This window comes from Rhizobium lusitanum (genome assembly GCF_014189535.1).
Taxonomy (GTDB): Bacteria; Pseudomonadota; Alphaproteobacteria; order Rhizobiales; family Rhizobiaceae; genus Rhizobium; species Rhizobium lusitanum_C.
This window is the reverse complement of the sequence record NZ_CP050308.1, coordinates 3,083,882-3,100,246: the sequence shown is the minus strand read 5'-3', so window position 1 is coordinate 3,100,246 and position 16,365 is coordinate 3,083,882. Positions and strand designations below refer to the sequence as shown.

Annotated in this window: 11 protein-coding genes; 4 read left to right on the top strand and 7 right to left on the bottom strand. The window is 61.4% G+C overall.

The annotated features are described in order from the left end of the window. Positions 1 to 299: 299 nt before the first annotated feature. The 3 genes from HB780_RS28675 to HB780_RS28665 form a co-directional block, all read right to left on the bottom strand. Positions 300 to 1,466 (bottom strand): pyridoxal phosphate-dependent aminotransferase, encoded by a 1,167-nt coding sequence (locus tag HB780_RS28675; RefSeq protein WP_183691270.1) that lies wholly within the window; start codon positions 1,464 to 1,466, stop codon positions 300 to 302. 145 nt (positions 1,467 to 1,611) lie between these two features. Next, positions 1,612 to 2,037 carry a large conductance mechanosensitive channel protein MscL gene (gene mscL / locus HB780_RS28670; protein WP_183691268.1) on the bottom strand — a complete coding sequence of 142 codons (426 nt, stop codon included), beginning with the start codon at positions 2,035 to 2,037 and terminating at the stop codon, positions 1,612 to 1,614. 250 nt (positions 2,038 to 2,287) lie between these two features. Next, entirely contained in the window at positions 2,288 to 2,854 is a 567-nt protein-coding gene (locus tag HB780_RS28665) for a TetR/AcrR family transcriptional regulator (protein ID WP_183691266.1), read from the bottom strand. A 142-nt stretch (positions 2,855 to 2,996) separates the two neighbouring features. Here HB780_RS28665 and HB780_RS28660 point away from each other — a divergent pair, with 142 nt between their 5' ends. After that, on the top strand, positions 2,997 to 4,208 hold the full coding sequence (locus tag HB780_RS28660; RefSeq protein ID WP_286203085.1) for an MFS transporter: 1,212 nt from the start codon (positions 2,997 to 2,999) through the stop codon (positions 4,206 to 4,208). A gap of 119 nt (positions 4,209 to 4,327) precedes the next feature. On the opposite strand, the gene HB780_RS28655 is transcribed toward HB780_RS28660, so the two are convergent. From HB780_RS28655 to HB780_RS28645, 3 genes are read right to left on the bottom strand one after another with little or no spacing between them, the layout of a single operon-like run. Next, on the bottom strand, positions 4,328 to 6,538 hold the full coding sequence (locus HB780_RS28655; protein WP_183691263.1) for a 3-hydroxyacyl-CoA dehydrogenase NAD-binding domain-containing protein: 2,211 nt from the start codon (positions 6,536 to 6,538) through the stop codon (positions 4,328 to 4,330). A 14-nt stretch (positions 6,539 to 6,552) separates the two neighbouring features. Next, entirely contained in the window at positions 6,553 to 7,761 is a 1,209-nt protein-coding gene (locus HB780_RS28650; RefSeq protein WP_183691261.1) for an acetyl-CoA C-acetyltransferase, read from the bottom strand. Positions 7,762 to 7,797: 36 nt separating this feature from the next. Then, positions 7,798 to 9,594 carry an acyl-CoA dehydrogenase C-terminal domain-containing protein gene (locus HB780_RS28645; RefSeq protein ID WP_183691259.1) on the bottom strand — a complete coding sequence of 599 codons (1,797 nt, stop codon included), beginning with the start codon at positions 9,592 to 9,594 and terminating at the stop codon, positions 7,798 to 7,800. 479 nt (positions 9,595 to 10,073) lie between these two features. Between HB780_RS28645 and HB780_RS28640 the strand changes: the two genes are divergently transcribed. After that, positions 10,074 to 13,769: a peptidoglycan-binding protein gene (locus HB780_RS28640; RefSeq protein ID WP_183691257.1), complete on the top strand. Its 3,696-nt coding sequence runs from the start codon at positions 10,074 to 10,076 to the stop codon at positions 13,767 to 13,769. Between the two features lie 47 nt (positions 13,770 to 13,816). Here the strand turns inward: HB780_RS28640 and HB780_RS28635 are convergent, their stop codons facing one another. Beyond that, positions 13,817 to 14,167, bottom strand: a complete 351-nt coding sequence (locus HB780_RS28635; protein WP_286203084.1) for a hypothetical protein — start codon at positions 14,165 to 14,167, stop codon at positions 13,817 to 13,819. 317 nt (positions 14,168 to 14,484) lie between these two features. Between HB780_RS28635 and HB780_RS28630 the strand changes: the two genes are divergently transcribed. Together HB780_RS28630 and HB780_RS28625 are read left to right on the top strand one after the other, a co-directional pair. After that, a complete protein-coding gene (locus HB780_RS28630) occupies positions 14,485 to 15,411 on the top strand; it encodes a sulfite exporter TauE/SafE family protein (protein WP_183691255.1) in 927 nt (308 codons plus the stop codon). Continuing rightward, positions 15,408 to 16,217 (top strand): TIGR02186 family protein, encoded by an 810-nt coding sequence (locus HB780_RS28625; protein WP_183691253.1) that lies wholly within the window; start codon positions 15,408 to 15,410, stop codon positions 16,215 to 16,217. The genes HB780_RS28630 and HB780_RS28625 overlap by 4 nt, the downstream gene beginning before the upstream one ends. Positions 16,218 to 16,365 lie beyond the last annotated feature (148 nt).

Below are 16,365 nucleotides of genomic sequence, written 5' to 3'. Positions count from 1 at the left end.
CGAATCCTATCGGGAGCTTGGAATTTGCGGAGAGTGCGCACCCCCCTCTGTCAGCTACGCTGACATCTCCCCCACAAGGGGGGAGATCGTTGGGAGCGTGCCGCCCATTTCTCCCAAAGCCATAAAACCAGTCTCAACAGATGAGATGTCGGTTTAGTACGATGGAGTGCTGCGTGTTACCAATCTCCCCCCTTGTGGGGGAGATGTCACGAAGTGACAGAGGGGGGTGGCGGAGGTCCGGCATATTCGGAGCTTCCCTCCGCCAAGAACCTCCTTCATCGTTGGGTCAAACCTTACTATCAAAGACTCAAAACATACTGGCTCAACCGCTCCGCCGCATCCTCCACCTGTGCCGGATCGCGCAGGAAGCAGGCGCGCAGGAAGAGTTCGCCGCCCTGGCCGAAGGCTGTTCCGGGTGCGAGGCCGACGCCGGTCTTGTCGACGATGTCGATTGCGGCCTTGCGGCTATCCGTAACGCCGTCGATCTTCAGGAAGGCATAAAGCGCACCGTCCGGCTTCAGCGTCTGGACACGGTTTGTGGCGAGCAGCGCGTCGCAGAGGATATCGCGCGAGCGGGTGGCCTTGGCGATATTGGCGCGGACGAAATCATCACCGTCGTTCAGCGCAGCGACTGCGCCCTTCTGCATGAATTGCGCCACGCCGGACGTCGAATACTGCACGAGGTTTTCCATCACCTGGCCAATCTCGGCGGGTGCCACGATCCAGCCGACGCGCCAGCCTGTCATCGACCAATTCTTCGAGAAGGAATTGACGAACATGATCTTGTCGTCGGCTTCCTTGACATCGAGGAAAGAAGGAGCCCGGCCACCGGCATAATAGTAAAGCGCGTAGATCTCGTCGGCCATGATCCAGAGGCCATGCTCTCGAGCGAGCGCCAGAATATCGGAGAGGTCCTTGTGCGTCGCCGTCCAGCCGGTCGGGTTCGACGGCGTGTTGATGAACAGGCCCTTGGTCCTTGGCGTGATCGCCGCCTTCAGGCGCTCGAGATCAAGCGTCCACTTACCATTCTCGAATTGCAGCGGCACGCCGACCGAGCGGGCGCCGGCGATCTCCAGTGCGGCGGCGATATTCGGCCAGGCGGGCGACAGGTAGATCATCTCGTCGCCGGGCGAGGTGATCGCCTGCACCGACAGCTGGATCGCCTGCATGCCGGAGCCCGTGACGTAAAAATGCTCCATCGGCAGGGAGACATTGAAGTGCCGGGCGTAATAGTCGGACAGGGCCTGGCGCAGTTCCGGAATGCCGCGTTGCCAGGTGTAGAAGGTTTCGCCGGCCTTGAGCGAGGCCATGGCGGCGCGATTGATGAAATCCGGCGTCGGCAGATCGCCCTCGCCGACCCAGAGCGGCAGCAGGCCGTCGCGGCCGCGCGCGTAATTCACGACTTCCACGATCCCGCTTTCGGGCGCCGCCAAGGCGCGCGGGCTGAGGCTATTCAATATCGACATGCAAAGTCTCCGGTTTTCGCTTTCATAAAGCAGAACGGCTGCGAAATCCTATGACTTTGCCTTAGCGACCGATCGATTTCCGTGATGAATAAAGCCCCAGCCTTTGCGGGCCGGGGCTTTTGAAGAACAGATCTATGGAAGCGGCTTAACGCTTGGCGAGAAGATCGCGAATTTCGGTGAGCAGCTGAACATCGGCTGCCGGCGGCGCTGCCTCGGCGACGGTTTCGTTCTTGCGCTCGACCTGCTTGCGCAGCGTGTTCACGCCCTTGACCATCAGGAAGATGATCCAGGCGAGGATCAGGAAGTTGATGAGAACGGTGATGAAGCTACCGTAAGCGAGAACCGCGCCTTGCGCACGGGCACCGGCCAGCGTCGGTGCATTGACCGCCGAGGAGAGGCCGACGAAGTAATTGGAGAAATCGAAGCCGCCGAAAATAGCGCCGACGATTGGCATGATGATATCGTCAACCAGAGATTTCACGATACCACCGAAGGCGCCGCCGATGATCACACCGACCGCGAGATCCATGACATTGCCTTTGGCGATAAATGCCTTGAATTCATTAAGCATTGAGTTGTCCCCTCTGCGTTGCAATTGAACTCATCATTAACTATTAGCACCATCTTTTGTATTATTTTTCAATAGTGAAATAACATGATGGTTAACGCGCGACCGCATATCCCACGGTAACTGCTTCAACGAAGCAATTTCCAAGTGCGATCGTCGACTTGCTTGTTCGTCAGTTGCGGGTAACACAACCGAAACGACGAAAAGGCGTCGGTACCAATGGCGAGTGATTCGCCTGGCTCGGGCCTCTGCTTCAGGATTTAACCACAGCCTCCGGCATCACCCGGGAGATCAGCCCGCGCACGCAATCGGCATTCGGTGGCTGCTCGAAGAGGATGCGGTACATGATCGGCGAGATGACGTAATCCATCAGTTCGGTAAGCGTCGGGAATGGCTCTCCCCGCTCTTGCGCCCGGGCGATGAGGACGCGCAATTGCTGCTGCGTGTAGCCGCTGCACTTTTCAGCGTTGGCCGTGTCGGGCACCGACAGGATATCGCGGATCATCTGCCGCCCAGCGCCGGAGGACATTTCGTCGGCATATTGCTCGGTCCATGCCTGCAGATCCGCACGAACGCTGCCGGTCTTCGCCGGTTCGGTCTCCGGCTGCAGGCGCGAGGCGGCGACATCGGCCAAGAGTTCCTGCAGATCGCCCCAGCGGCGATAGATCGTGGACGGCGTCACATTGGCGCGTTGGGCGATCAGCGGGATTGTCACCTCCGCACGGTCCATCGCGACCAGCATATCGTGAACTGCCTGATGCACCGAGGCCTGAACCCTGGCGCTGCGCCCACCCGGACGCGGATTTTCCCTGGAAACCATGATCTATGCCAATCTTTCCCTTTGCTGCTGGTGGCGCTCAAAAAAACAGGATGCGACACTAACGCAAATTATTTGCTTTTATCTACGGCAAGCACTACATGTTCTTAACGCAACGTTTTAGCTTTAAGGCAGGATATAGTCGATGACCACGATCGAATCCACCGCCAATTCACAGAGACCACCCGGCCAACAGCTGGCACCGCTCTTTTATGCTGCTACCAGCGCCACCTTCTTTGCCGCCTCCTCGGCGCCAACGCCGCTCTATCGCATCTATCAGCAGGCCTTCGCCTTTTCGCCGGTGCTGATCACGGTGATCTTCGCCGTCTATGCCTTCGCTCTGCTCGCTGCACTGCTGATCGTCGGCTCGATTTCCGATCATCTCGGACGCCGGCCGGTGATCTTTGCCTCGCTCCTCCTCAATATGGTGGCGATGGCACTGTTTTTAATGGCCGACGGTCCGAATTGGCTGATTGCCGCCCGCATCGTGCAAGGCTTTGCCACTGGAGCGGCGGCATGCTCGATCGGCGCCGCCCTCGTTGATCTCGATCCGGCCAAGGGGTCGGTGACCAACAGCATCGCGCCGCTGGCGGGCATGGCGATCGGCGCGCTCGGCACCAGCGCCCTGGTGCAATATGCACCGGCGCCGATGTTCCTCGTCTACGCCGTCGTACTCGTCCTTCTCGTTGCACAGGCCGCGCTCGTCTGGATGACGCCGGAGACAACCGCCCGCAGGGCCGGCCTGCTTGCCTCGCTGAAGCCCGAAGTGACCGTCCCACCGCAGGCCCGCCGGACGCTGCTGGCGCTGACGCCGATCAATATCGCCGTCTGGGCCCTGGCCGGCTTTTATCTCTCATTGGTTCCGTCACTGGTGAGCACCACGACAGGCAGCGCCGCGCCCCTCGTCGGCGGCTCGGTGGTTGCCGCGTTGACGGTCAGCGCTGCGACGACTTTATTCTTACTGCGCAAAAAACCTGCGGCAACGACGCTGACTTTCGGGATATCCACCATGACGCTCGGCATTCTCACCATCGTTGCCGGCGTGCATTTGGCTCAAGTGCCGATCCTTATCGCCGGCACGCTGATCGCCGGCGCCGGCCTTGGCGCCAATTTCCTCGCCGCTGTTCGCAGCATCATGCCGCTCGCCAAGCCTGACGAACGCGCCGGCCTGCTCTCGGCCTATTACATTCAGAGCTACCTCGCCTTCAGCCTCCCCGCCATCCTTGCCGGCTTCCTGTCGAAGTCCTTGGGGTATACGGAAACCACCGACATCTACGCGGTCGCCATCCTGCTTCTGGTCGGCAGCGGTGTGCTGGCTCTGTGGGTTGGGCGGGAGAAGGTGGTGGTTTCGGGATAAGGCGCGCCAACCTGCTACCATCCCTAGCGAAGCGGCGATCTTCCAGATCGCAGACAAACGAAAAGGGCCGCTCCTCACAGGAACGGCCCTTTCATTTTACGATTCAGAGAAATCGATCCTCAGGCAGCCGCTTTCACGCCGTACGGGTCAAACCGTCCGTAAAACGTCTCGCCCTTGGCTGCCATATCCTTGAGAAGTGCCGTCGGCGCGAAATGCGGGCCGTAGGTCTTGGCCAGCGTTTCACAAAGGCTCACGAAGGTCTTGACGCCCATGCCGTCGATGTAGGAGAGCGCGCCGCCGGTATAGGGGGCAAAGCCGAAACCGAGGATGGAGCCGACATCGGCTTCGCGCGGATCGGTGACGATGCCCTCTTCCATGGTGCGGGCGGCTTCCAGCGCGATGGTGGCGAGGAAACGCTGCTTCAACACGTTGACGTCGATCTCATCCGCCTTCTTCTGCGGATAGAGGTCCTTCAGGCCCGGCCACAGCGATTTCTTAGCCGGCTTCGGCGGATAGTCGTAGAAGCCCTTGGAGTTCTTGCGGCCCAGGCGCCCCTCGCCTTCCACAAGACCGCTGACCAGCTGCATATGGCGCGGATCGACTGCTTTCTCGCCAAGATCAGCGACGGTAGCCTTGAGGATCTTCAGCGACAGGTCGATGGCGACTTCGTCGTTGAGTGCCAGGGGGCCGACCGGCATGCCGGCCATCTTGGCGGCGTTTTCGATCATGGTCGCAGGCACACCCTCGATCAGCATATCATAGGCTTCATGGATATAGCGGAAGACGCAGCGATTGACGAAGAAGCCACGAGTGTCGTTGACGACGATCGGCGTCTTCTTGATCGCGGCGACGTAATCCAGCGCCACGGCAAGGGCACGGTCGCCCGTTTCCTTGCCGAGGATGACTTCGGTCAGCATCATCTTCTCGACCGGCGAGAAGAAATGGACGCCGATGAAATCGGCCGGACGCTTGGAGTTCTTCGCCAGGCCGGAGATCGGCAGCGTCGAGGTGTTGGAGGCAAAGATGGCGCCTTCCGGCAGCACGGCTTCGACTGCCTCGATCACCGCCTTCTTGACGTCGCGATCCTCGAACACCGCCTCGATGACGAGATCGGCATCGCTGAGATCGGCATAGGTGGCAGACGGCGTGATGCGGGAGAGTAGCGCTGCGCCATCTTCCTGCGTCAGTCTTCCCTTACCAATTGCATCCTTCACCAGACCTTCGCCAACGCTCTTGCCCTTGCCGGCCGCTTCCAGATCGCGGTCGATCAGCGTCACGGGCAAGCCGGCGGCGGCCGTGACATAGGCGATGGACGCGCCCATGAAGCCGGCACCGACAACACCGACTTTCTTCAGCACCGTCTTTGGCTGTCCAGCCGGGCGGCGGGCGCCCTTGCCGAGTTCCTGCAGGGAGATGAACAGCGAACGGATCATCGAATAGGCTTCGGTGGTCTGCAGCACCTGGGTGAAATAGCGCTGCTCGATCTTGAGGCCGGTATCGAAGGGGACTTGCAGTCCTTCATAGACGCATTTGAGGATAGCGAGTGCTGCGGGATAATTGCCAGAGGTTTCGCGACGAAGGATGGCGGGCGCCGCTGGCCAGAGCTGCGCGGCAGCCGGCGTCCAGATACCGCCGCCGGGCGCCTTGAAGCCCTTTTCGTCCCAGGGGGCGACCGGCTTCAGCCCGTCCTTGATCATCTGCTTGGCGGCCGGGATCAACTGATCCGGCTCGACCACCTGATGCACCAGGTTCATCGCCTTGGCGCGCACCGCCGTCAGCGATTGGCCGGTGGTCATCATTTGCAGCGCCGATTGCGCATCGGTCAGCCGCGACACACGTTGCGTGCCGCCGGCGCCGGGGAAGATGCCGACCTTGACTTCGGGCAGCGCGATCTTGACGCTTTTCGCGCTAGAGGCGACGCGGCCATGGCAGGCGAGCGACAGCTCGAAGGCGCCGCCCATGCAGGTGCCGTTGATCGCCGAGACCCAAGGCTTGCCGCAGGTTTCCAGCTTGCGGAACAGGCCTGTCATGCGTCCCACGAGATCGAAGAGTTTTTGCGCAGCACCTGCCGGCTCTTTCGCCTTCTCGTCCTGATAGAAGGAGAACATCGACTTGATCATCGAGAGATCAGCGCCGCCGGAGAAGGAGGATTTGCCGGAGGTAAAGACCACGCCCTTGACCGCCGCGTCGGCAACGGTCGCATCGATGATGGCGTTCAGCTCGTCCATCACCTCGCTGGTGAAGACGTTCATGGATTTGCCGGGCATGTCCCAGGTGACGAGTGCGATGCCGTCTGCGTCGGTCTCGATGGTGAAATTTGTGTAAGCCATTGGTTTCCCCTCCCTCAGACGCGTTCGACGATCGTGGCCGTGCCCATGCCGGCGCCGATGCAGAGCGTGACCAGTGCCACGTTCAGATCGCGGCGTTCAAGCTCATCCAGCACCGTGCCGAGGATCATCGCACCGGTGGCGCCCAGCGGATGGCCCATAGCGATGGCGCCGCCGTTGACGTTGATCTTGTCATGCGGAATCTCGAAAGCCTGCATGTAGCGCAGCACGACAGCGGCGAAGGCTTCGTTGAGCTCGAACAGATCGATATCGGCAAGCGACATCCCGGTGCGCTTCAACAGTTTCTCGGTGACGTCGACCGGGCCTGTCAGCATCAGCGCCGGGTCGGAGCCGATATTGGCGAAGGCCTTGATACGGCCGCGCGGCTTCAGCCCCATGCTCTCACCGCCGGCCTTGGAGCCGAGCAAGACGGCAGCCGCGCCATCGACGATGCCGGATGAATTGCCGGCGTGGTGGACGTAGTTGATGCGCTCGACTTCCGGATGCGCCTGGATGCCGACGGCTTCGAAGCCGCCCATCTCGCCGGGCATCTGGAAGGACGGGTTGAGCGAGGCCAGCGCCTGCATGTCCGTGCCGGGACGCATATGCTCGTCCCTGTCGAGGATCGTCAGGCCATTGATATCCTTCACCGGCACGACGGAATTCTTGAAGTAGCCCTTCTCCCAGGCATTGGCCGCCCGCTTCTGGCTCTCGACCGCATAGGCGTCGACGTCATCGCGGGAGAAGCCGTATTTGGTGGCGATCAGATCGGCGGAGACGCCCTGCGGCATGAAATAGGCCGGGAAATTCACGGAGGGGTCCATGAACCAGGCACCGCCGGACATGCCGAGACCGACGCGCGACATGCTCTCGACGCCGCCGGCGATGACGATATCGTCAGCCCCTTGCGCGATCTTGGCCGCGCCGAAATTCACGGCATCGAGGCCGGAGGCGCAGAAGCGCGAAATCTGCATGCCGGGCGCGGTGTTCGAATAACCCGCCTCGAAAGCGGCGGCCTTCGGGATGACGGCGCCGGCATCCATCACCGGATCGACGCAGCCCATGATGATGTCGTCCACCGTCTTGGTGTCGAGCCCGTTGCGATCGCGGATCGCCTCCAGCGTCTTGGCGGCCAGACGGACGGACGGCACTTCGTGCAGCGATCCATCCTTCTTGCCGCGCCCGCGCGGCGTGCGAACATGGTCGTAAATGAAAACCTCAGTCATGTCTCATCTCCCTGCGGCGGTAAGCCGCCGTTCTATTCAGAAGGCTTCCGCGGCCAATTCCATCATCGTGTCGGCGCCGGCCTCGATGCGGGCCTTGCGCAGTGCCGTTTCCGGCATGATGCGCTCCATGTAGAACCGCGCCGTGACAAGCTTGTTCTTCAGAAAATCCTCGCGGGCGGTGTCGCCGCTTGCAAGGCCGTCCTGTGCCGCCTTTGCCATCTTCGCCCACATGTAGCCGAGGACAACGAGGCCGAAGAGGTGCATGTAGTCGGTCGAGCCGGCACCGGCATTGTCGGGCTTGGCCATGGCATTCTGCATGAACCACATGGTCGCGGCCTGGGCGTCGTTCAAGCCCTTCTTCAGGTGCTTGGTGAAGAAACCCAGCTGCTCGTCTTTGCGGTTCTCCTCGCAGAAATCGCCGATTTCCTTGAACAGGGCCATGACGGCGCGGCCGCCGTTCAGCGCCAGCTTGCGGCCGACGAGATCGAGCGCCTGGATGCCATTGGCGCCCTCGTAGATCATGGTGATGCGGGCATCGCGAACATACTGGCTCATGCCATGCTCTTCGATATAGCCGTGGCCGCCGAAGACCTGTTGCGCCATGACGGCATGGTCGAAGCCCTTGTCGGTTAGGACGCCCTTGAGGATCGGCGTCGCGAGACCGAGAATATCGTCGGCCGCCTGCCTCTCCTTCTCGTCCTCAGAGCGATGAGCGATGTCGGACTTCAGCGCCGTCCAGAGCAGGAAGGCACGGCCAGCCTCGTTGAAGGCGCGGATAGTCATCAGCGTGCGGCGGATATCGGGATGGACGATAATCGGATCGGCCTTCTTGTCGGGCGCCTTCGGGCCGGACAGCGAGCGACCCTGGATGCGGTCGCGGGCATAGGCGGCGGCATTCTGGTAGGCGATCTCCGCAATCGAAAGCCCCTGCAGGCCGACGCCGAGGCGCGCCTCGTTCATCATCACGAACATGGCGTTGAGGCCCTTGTTCTCCGCACCGATGAGGAAGCCGGTCGCCTCGTCATAGTTCATGACGCAGGTCGCATTGCCGTGAATGCCCATCTTGTGCTCGATCGCGCCGCAGGAGACAGGATTGCGGGCACCGAGCGAGCCATCTTCTTTCACCATGAATTTCGGCACGATGAACAGCGAGATGCCCTTGGTGCCTTCCGGTGCGCCCTCGATGCGGGCAAGTACCAGATGGACGATATTACCGGTCATGTCGTGTTCACCGGCTGAGATGAAGATCTTCTGGCCGGAAATCTTGTAGCTGCCGTCGCCTTGAGGCACCGCCTTGGTGCGCAACAGACCGAGATCGGTACCGCAATGCGGCTCGGTGAGGTTCATGGTGCCGGACCATGTGCCCTCGACCATTTTCGGCAGATAGGTGCGCTTCTGTTCGTCGGAACCATGCACGAGGATCGCGGCGATCGCGCCCTGCGTCAGGCCAGGATACATCATCAGCGACATGTTAGCGGCGGAGGTATATTCGCCGACGGCGGCGTGCAACGTATAGGGAAGCCCCTGCCCGCCGAACTCTTCCGGCACGGCAAGGCCGATCCAGCCGCCTTGACAATACGCCTCATAAGCCTGCTTGAAACCCTTCGGCGTCGAGACCGTGGCGTCGTCGTGGCGCACGCAGCCTTCCTGATCGCCGGAATAATTCAGCGGGAAAAGTACCTCTTCCGCAAGCTTGGCCGCCTCGCCGACGATCGCCTCGATCATGTCAGGGCTGGCCTCGGCAAAGCCCGGCAGATTGTTATAGCGTTCCAGCCCGAGGACGTCGTTCAGGACGAAGAGCGTATCGGTCACCGGGGCCTTATAGACTGGCATTTTTCGAATTCCTCCAATTCGGTGCCGGACCTCGTATTCCGGCCTTTGAGCTAGTCTTACAAAATATTGACGTTTGCGTAAACGTCAAATTTGTGTGACGGCGCGATTTTTTAAACAGGTCAATGAAGCCACCGTCGATTTCGGACTGTTGAGAACAAAGGCAGGATCTGGCCGGTGTCGTACCCGTCATATTTATAAGAACATGAGCATATTCAATAACAAGGCCGAAATAAAAGGTTAAGATTTCGGCAAAACTTAACGGGTTGTTTACCACGTTTCATAGATTGTGAGGGATGAGCAGCGATGCTTCGCGCTTCCTTCATCAGTACGGTTCGGGGAAGCGCCGTTTCGCGGCTCGGTCTGAGGAAAGTTCAATAAACCATCCCTTTCCGAACGGTGGGATGCGATCTTGCGCTGAGAACGCCAAGTCGCCCTCCCGCACAGCAAGAAGGCCCAAGCGGGGTCGAGGCGAGCAAAAGATGAGCGGATCGCGATCAAATCCTACCGGTACGGGCGACTGGACGTCGCTGGATGCGCTAAGTCGCACCATCGAAGGGCTGGAAGCACGCATCGAGGGCCTGATGGGCACGGCTGCCGCGCAAGATACGCGCCAGCGTGTTGCGGGCGGCTATGGCGCAGTGCCGGAACGCCGAACCATACCGGAACGCGCGCCCCTCCCGGAGCGGGCACCGCGTATCGAACGCGAAGCCTATGCAAGCCGCCCCTATGAACGTCCTTTGCGTCCGGAGCGCGCCGAAGCCGAGCTGCGCTCCGATCCCCTCGCCGAAATCCGCCAGCGACAGCGTGTGCTGGAAGCCAGCCGCGAACGCATGCATCCCCGCCGCGAGGACAGCGCCGTGGCCGAGCAGCCGCTTGGCAGGCGCGTTGCCGACAATCACGCTCCCCGCCCGCCGCTGCCTTCGGCACTGCGGCCTGCGGCCGAAAGCTCGGTCGATATCGCCCAGGCGCTGGTCAACCTGCGCCAGGACCTGAAGCGGGATATCGCCGAAAGCGTCACCCGTGAGGTCAGCGCGCTCCGCGCAGAACTCCGCGACATTCGTGACAATACCGAAGACAAGCATTTTGCCGCCGATGTGCGTGAGGACATGGCGCGGCTTGCCGACAGCATCAGCCAGCTCGCAGTGCATCCGGGCCAGCCGGAAACCACCGGTCTGAAGGCGGAGTTCGACGAACTGCGCTCGCTGATGGATGGACTTGCCCGCGAAGAGTCCCTGCACCATGTCGAGCGCCAGGTTCAGGCGATCGATACCACCGGCCTGCAGGACGAAGTGGTGTCGCTCGCCTATCGCCTTGACGATATCAAGCAGCATCTCGGCAGCACAAGCGACAGTCCCGCCGTTAGGGCGCTGGAAAACAAGCTGCTGACGATCGCCACTGCCATGGAAAGCCTCGGCGGCATGATGAAACCGCAGGACCAGGCCATGCAGCGGCTTGAGGGCCGCATCAGCGGCATTGCCGACCAGATCGACACGATGAGTCGCGATACCACACGCCAGCAGCCGTCCGACGATCTCTCCAATCGCCTCGAAGCGCTGGCCATGCGTATCGACGACCTCGGCAACAGCAAGACCGTCGCCCGGCTGGAAGAACGCCTGGATCAGCTCTCCCAGCTGATGGAGCGCTCGCAGAGAGCCGTGCCGCAGCCGGAACTTGTCAACTACCTCGCCGATATCTCGCGCAAGATCGATGCGCTGGATCATGGATCAGTCGACCATGTGTTGGCCGAACGGCTGGACTATCTGGCGCGACGCATCGACGAGATGGAGTCTCAACCGGTACAGTCTGTGGCTAGCCTCGATGACGGCGCGGTTCGCCGGCTGGAAGGCCGCCTCTCCGATATCGCCGCGCGCCTGGAGGTCAGCACCGCCGCGCCGCCGACCGACACGGTGGCGCTGCGCCATCTCGAAGAGCAGATCGCCCATCTCTCGACATTGTTGATGAGCGAGCCCCGCGCCGACCACATGCCTGTCGATTTCGACCGCCGCATGAGCGCCATCGAAGAGTACATGACGACCAACGACGAATATGTCATCGAGGCGGCCCGCCACGCGGCGGAGGCGGTCGTCGAGGCCTATTCGCGCGAAGGCAACTTCGGCAACGGCGCGCATGCCTCCGACATGTCGGCGATGACGGCGCTTGCCGAGGATCTTCGCCATCTCGAAGACCTCAGCCGCAGCAGCGACGAGCGTACGCACCGCACCTTCGAGGCGCTGCATGACACATTGCTGCAGATTGCCGACCGGCTGGATCATATGGAGCATCGCCGGCCGGCGCCTGCCATGCCCGCTGCCAGCTTCGAAAACGACATTTTTGCCGAAGCCGAAGCGCCACCGATAAAGCCGCCTTTGGCTGCATCGCAGAATGCTGGCCCGATCATCCGCACCATCGCCCCGGCCGAGCCCCAGCCATCAGGGGAAATCGCCGTCGCACAGGCCATCGACGCCGCCACCAAGGCGGAGATCAAGGCCGCAGCGAAGAAGGACGGCGTCAAACCGGGCCTGCTCGCCAGCCTCGGCAAACGCTTTTTCACGCCCGAGAAGGCCGAGCCGATCTTCACACCCGACCGGCCGGTGATCGAGCAGGCGCCGTCGATTGATCCGATCGACGCGGTACAGGCCGAAGAGTCGAACGAACCGCTCGAGCCAGGTTCGGGCGCGCCCGACATCAAAAAGATCCTGGAGCGCGTGCGCGCCAGCCAGAATGCGGCACGCAGCGGCAATGCCAAGCAGCCGAGCGAGAACGAACGCGCCGACTATATCGCCGCCGCCCGCCGCGCCGCACAGGCCGCCGCGATGGAAGTGGACCAGACGCAACGCTCTACTCCCACAGCCAAGAGCGACGACAAGAAGCGCAGCGCATTCTCGCGCTTCCGCCGGCCAATCCTGCTTGCCGTCGGCGCAGCTCTGCTCGCGATCATGGCCTTCCCGCTGGTCAATACGCTGACGCGTGGCCAGAAGGCGCCGACCGAGATTTCCGTGCACACTTCGGCGACCGAAAATGCCGCGACGAACGGCATCGCCAGCGCTACTCAATCACCGGCGTCGAGCGCACCGGCCAGCCAGGCGCCGGCCACGCAAGCCTCGACCGGCGATGCTGCCGGAACGGCACAACCCTCCCCGGCGCTAGCCGCTCCGGCTACCGCACCGGTGAACGATCATCTGACCGCCGCCACCCCGCTTGACGGCAATCAGTCCAGCGAGCCGCTGACGCCAGCCGGCAGCGCAGCACCCGTCCAGCAGACCACAGCATTCGTACCCACCGATGCAGCGGCTACCACGGCTCCCGCATCCGCCGGGATCACCGTGCCCGACGGCATCCAGCCACCGACGCTCGCTGCCTCGGCCAAGTCCGGCGATCCAGCCGCTTTGTTCGAGATTGGCGCGCGCTATACGGATGGCCGGGGTGTTACGGCTGACCTCAAGCAAGCCGCAAGCTGGTATCAGCTTTCCGCCGACAAGGGTTACGCACCGGCGCAGTACCGGCTTGCCAGCATGTACGAGAAGGGCAACGGCCTCGACCGCGATCTTGCCAAGGCCAAGACCTATTACGAGCAAGCCGCCAATCAGGGCAATGCCAGCGCCATGCACAACCTCGCCGTCCTTGATGCCTCCGGCACGGCAGGCCCGCAGGATTATCCGACGGCGGCAAACTGGTTCATCAAGGCGGCCAATCTCGGCGTGTCTGACAGCCAGTTCAACCTCGCCATCCTCTATGCACGCGGCAACGGCGTGACGCAGGACCTGCAGGAATCCTACAAGTGGTTCGCAATCGCCGCCAAGGGTGGTGACAAGGACGCAGCACAGAAGCGTGACGAAGTGGCGAACGCCATGAAGCCGGACGCGCTTGAAGGCGCCCGCGCCAAGGTTGACCTCTGGAAGGTACAGCCGATGGACGCCGGAGCCAATGGCACCAACATCCCCGAGGAATGGACGACCGGCAAGGGTGTCAACACCGCCTCGGTCGACATGAAAAAGGCAATCCGTAACATCCAGGCGATCCTGAACAACAATGGCTTCGACGCCGGCGCACCGGATGGTTCCATGGGCGAGAAGACGGTCGCCGCGTTGAAGAGCTTCCAGAAATCAGTCGGCCTGCCGCAGGACGGAAGGGTGAGCGACAAGGTCGTCAAGGAACTGCTGGCGCGCAACAACTAGAGCGTCCGCGCACTCATCCGAGTGCGAGATGCTCCAGGCGGAAAGCCTTATTTCGGATCAAGGAAGCCCTTGAGCACGCTGTCGTTGCGATGCATGACCTCAAGCAGCGTCTTGCAGGCGAAAGCCTGCTTGCCCTTGCCGTCATTTTTCTTTCCGGCCGGCGATTGTCTGATCATATCGTCGGCGGATTTGATCGCCTCGGTGACGGCCTCGTGAAATGGCGCGCCCTCGACGCGGTCGACCCTGTGAATTCCCTCGGCATCCAGGAATGCATCCACCTTGCTCTCATTGAGGGTCAGGTTCGGGCAATTGGCGGCAAGGCCGGCTGCGACCCCATACTGCTTGGCGATCAGGACAGACCGATCCGCTTGCGCAGCGGCGACCGATGCGACACCCATGGCAACAACCAAGATCGAAATAGCAAGTTTTCGCAACCGAACCCCTCATATGTTAAACTTGTGCGTGTTCAGCCAATCCTAGCAACACGCCTGTGACGACAAAAAGGCCGATAGCGGCTTTGCGTCTTAATGGAAACCGTCACACAATTACGAAAAAAGCCACGTTAAGTTGGGATGAAGACTTCAAAAGCGGAGAGATGTCGGCGCTTTTCCTAAGGCTCTGGCAATCATTTCAGATTAGAATCCGCTGTTTAATGGGGAATTGTCCATAGGCGCCCGCTCGTTAGCGTTCGGATGTCTGCAACTGGGATCAGACCGTGACGATCTATCTGCCGATCGCAGAACTGTCCGTGAATATCTTCATTATTCTCGGCATGGGCGCAGCCGTTGGGTTTCTCTCCGGCATGTTCGGCGTTGGCGGCGGCTTTCTGATCACGCCGCTCCTGATCTTCTACAACATCCCGCCCGTCGTCGCCGTCGCCACCGGCGCCAACCAGGTCGTCGCCTCGTCGATCTCCGGTGCCATCACGCATTTTAGACGCGGCACGCTGGATATGAAGCTCGGTTCGGTGCTTCTGATCGGCGGTCTTTCGGGTGCCACCCTCGGCATCTGGATCTTCTCGCTGCTCCGGCGGATCGGCCAGCTCGATCTCATCATTTCGCTGCTCTACGTCGTCTTTCTCGGCACGATCGGCGGGTTAATGCTGTGGGAAAGCCTGAACGCGATACGACGTGCGGCGCGCAACGAGCCAGCGGCCCCCCGCAGACCGGGGCATCATAGCTGGGTGCACCGGCTGCCGCTGAAGATGCGTTTCAAGAAATCGAAGATCTATCTGAGCGTGATCCCGGTGATCGGTCTTGGCTTCGGCATCGGCATCCTGACATCGGTCATGGGTGTCGGCGGTGGCTTCATCATGGTGCCAGCGATGATCTATCTGCTGCGCATCCCGACCAATGTCGTGGTCGGCACCTCGCTGTTCCAGATCATTTTCGTCACCGCCTACACCACCATCGTCCAGGCAGCGACCAACTATTCTGTCGATATCGTGCTCGCCTTCTTGCTGATGGTGGCCGGCGTCATCGGCGCGCAATACGGCGTGCGGGTCGGCCAGAAGCTGCGCGGCGAACAGCTGCGCGCCCTGCTCGGCCTGCTGGTGCTCGCCGTTGGCCTGCGCCTGTTGATCGCTCTGGTGGTTACGCCGGCCGATATCTATTCCGTCGTGCTCGAGGGATCGGGCCGATGAGACATTACAGCCTGATCCTCGCAGCCGGCCTCCTGCTTGCGCCCTTCAGCGCCAAGGCGCAGGTGCTGCTCGACCAGCCGACCACCTCGACCACGGTGCGCGAGACGATGGAGATCGGTACCTCGACCAGCGAAATCGCCATCACCTCCGATTTCACCGGCGCGGATCTGACGATCTTCGGCGCACTCGGCAATACCGACCAGTTGCTTCTCGCGATCGGCCAATACGACATCGTCGTCGTGCTGGAGGGCCCGCGCGAAAATGCCACCGTACGCAAGAAGGAGCGGGTCTTCGGCATCTGGATCAACACCCGCTCGATGACCTTCGAGCATGTGCCGCAGGCCTATTCGCTGTCGAGCACGCGGGCCGTCGACAACATCACCGCGCCGCTCGAACTGAACGACCGCGGCATCGGCATGGATCATATTCCGCTCACCCCGATCGGCTTCGTCGGCAGTGGTGCCGATGTGCCGGAATTCCGGCAGGCCTTCCGGCGATTGCAGCAGTCCGGCGGCCTCTATGAAAGCGATCCGGCCGGCGTACGCTTCGTCAGCTCCAGCCTGTTCAAGGCAACGCTGAGGCTCCCGGCCAACGTACCGAACGGCGTGCATACGGTGCGCGCCTATCTCTTCAAGAGCGGCAAGTTCATCGGCGAAAAAGCCTTGCCGCTGCGCGTCATCAAGACCGGCATAGAGCAGACCATCACCGATGCGGCGCACGGACAACCGATCGCCTATGGCATGTTTTCTGTGTTGCTGGCGGTGATCACGGGATGGACGGCGAGTTTTGTGTTCCGGAAGCGCTGAGGTGCGGTTCTTCTATCAGATACATCTGCTATGCCGCACCGCTGATACCCCCCCTCTGTCACTTCGTGACATCTCCCCCACAAGGGGGGAGATCGTTTGGAGGATGTGGCTCGCTCTTTTCGAACCAATAAACTGCGACTTCAACAGG

What these genes read in the sequence shown, in the direction of transcription:
- HB780_RS28635 (WP_286203084.1), bottom strand. Translation starts at nt 14,167, where the DNA reads ATGGGTGTCGCATCGGTCGCCGCTGCGCAAGCGGATCGGTCTGTCCTG.
- HB780_RS28640 (WP_183691257.1), top strand. Translation starts at nt 10,074, where the DNA reads ATGAGCGGATCGCGATCAAATCCTACCGGTACGGGCGACTGGACGTCG.
- mscL (WP_183691268.1), bottom strand. Translation starts at nt 2,037, where the DNA reads ATGCTTAATGAATTCAAGGCATTTATCGCCAAAGGCAATGTCATGGAT.
- HB780_RS28645 (WP_183691259.1), bottom strand. Translation starts at nt 9,594, where the DNA reads ATGCCAGTCTATAAGGCCCCGGTGACCGATACGCTCTTCGTCCTGAAC.
- HB780_RS28650 (WP_183691261.1), bottom strand. Translation starts at nt 7,761, where the DNA reads ATGACTGAGGTTTTCATTTACGACCATGTTCGCACGCCGCGCGGGCGC.
- HB780_RS28655 (WP_183691263.1), bottom strand. Translation starts at nt 6,538, where the DNA reads ATGGCTTACACAAATTTCACCATCGAGACCGACGCAGACGGCATCGCA.
- HB780_RS28665 (WP_183691266.1), bottom strand. Translation starts at nt 2,854, where the DNA reads ATGGTTTCCAGGGAAAATCCGCGTCCGGGTGGGCGCAGCGCCAGGGTT.
- HB780_RS28660 (WP_286203085.1), top strand. Translation starts at nt 2,997, where the DNA reads ATGACCACGATCGAATCCACCGCCAATTCACAGAGACCACCCGGCCAA.
- HB780_RS28675 (WP_183691270.1), bottom strand. Translation starts at nt 1,466, where the DNA reads ATGTCGATATTGAATAGCCTCAGCCCGCGCGCCTTGGCGGCGCCCGAA.
- HB780_RS28625 (WP_183691253.1), top strand. Translation starts at nt 15,408, where the DNA reads ATGAGACATTACAGCCTGATCCTCGCAGCCGGCCTCCTGCTTGCGCCC.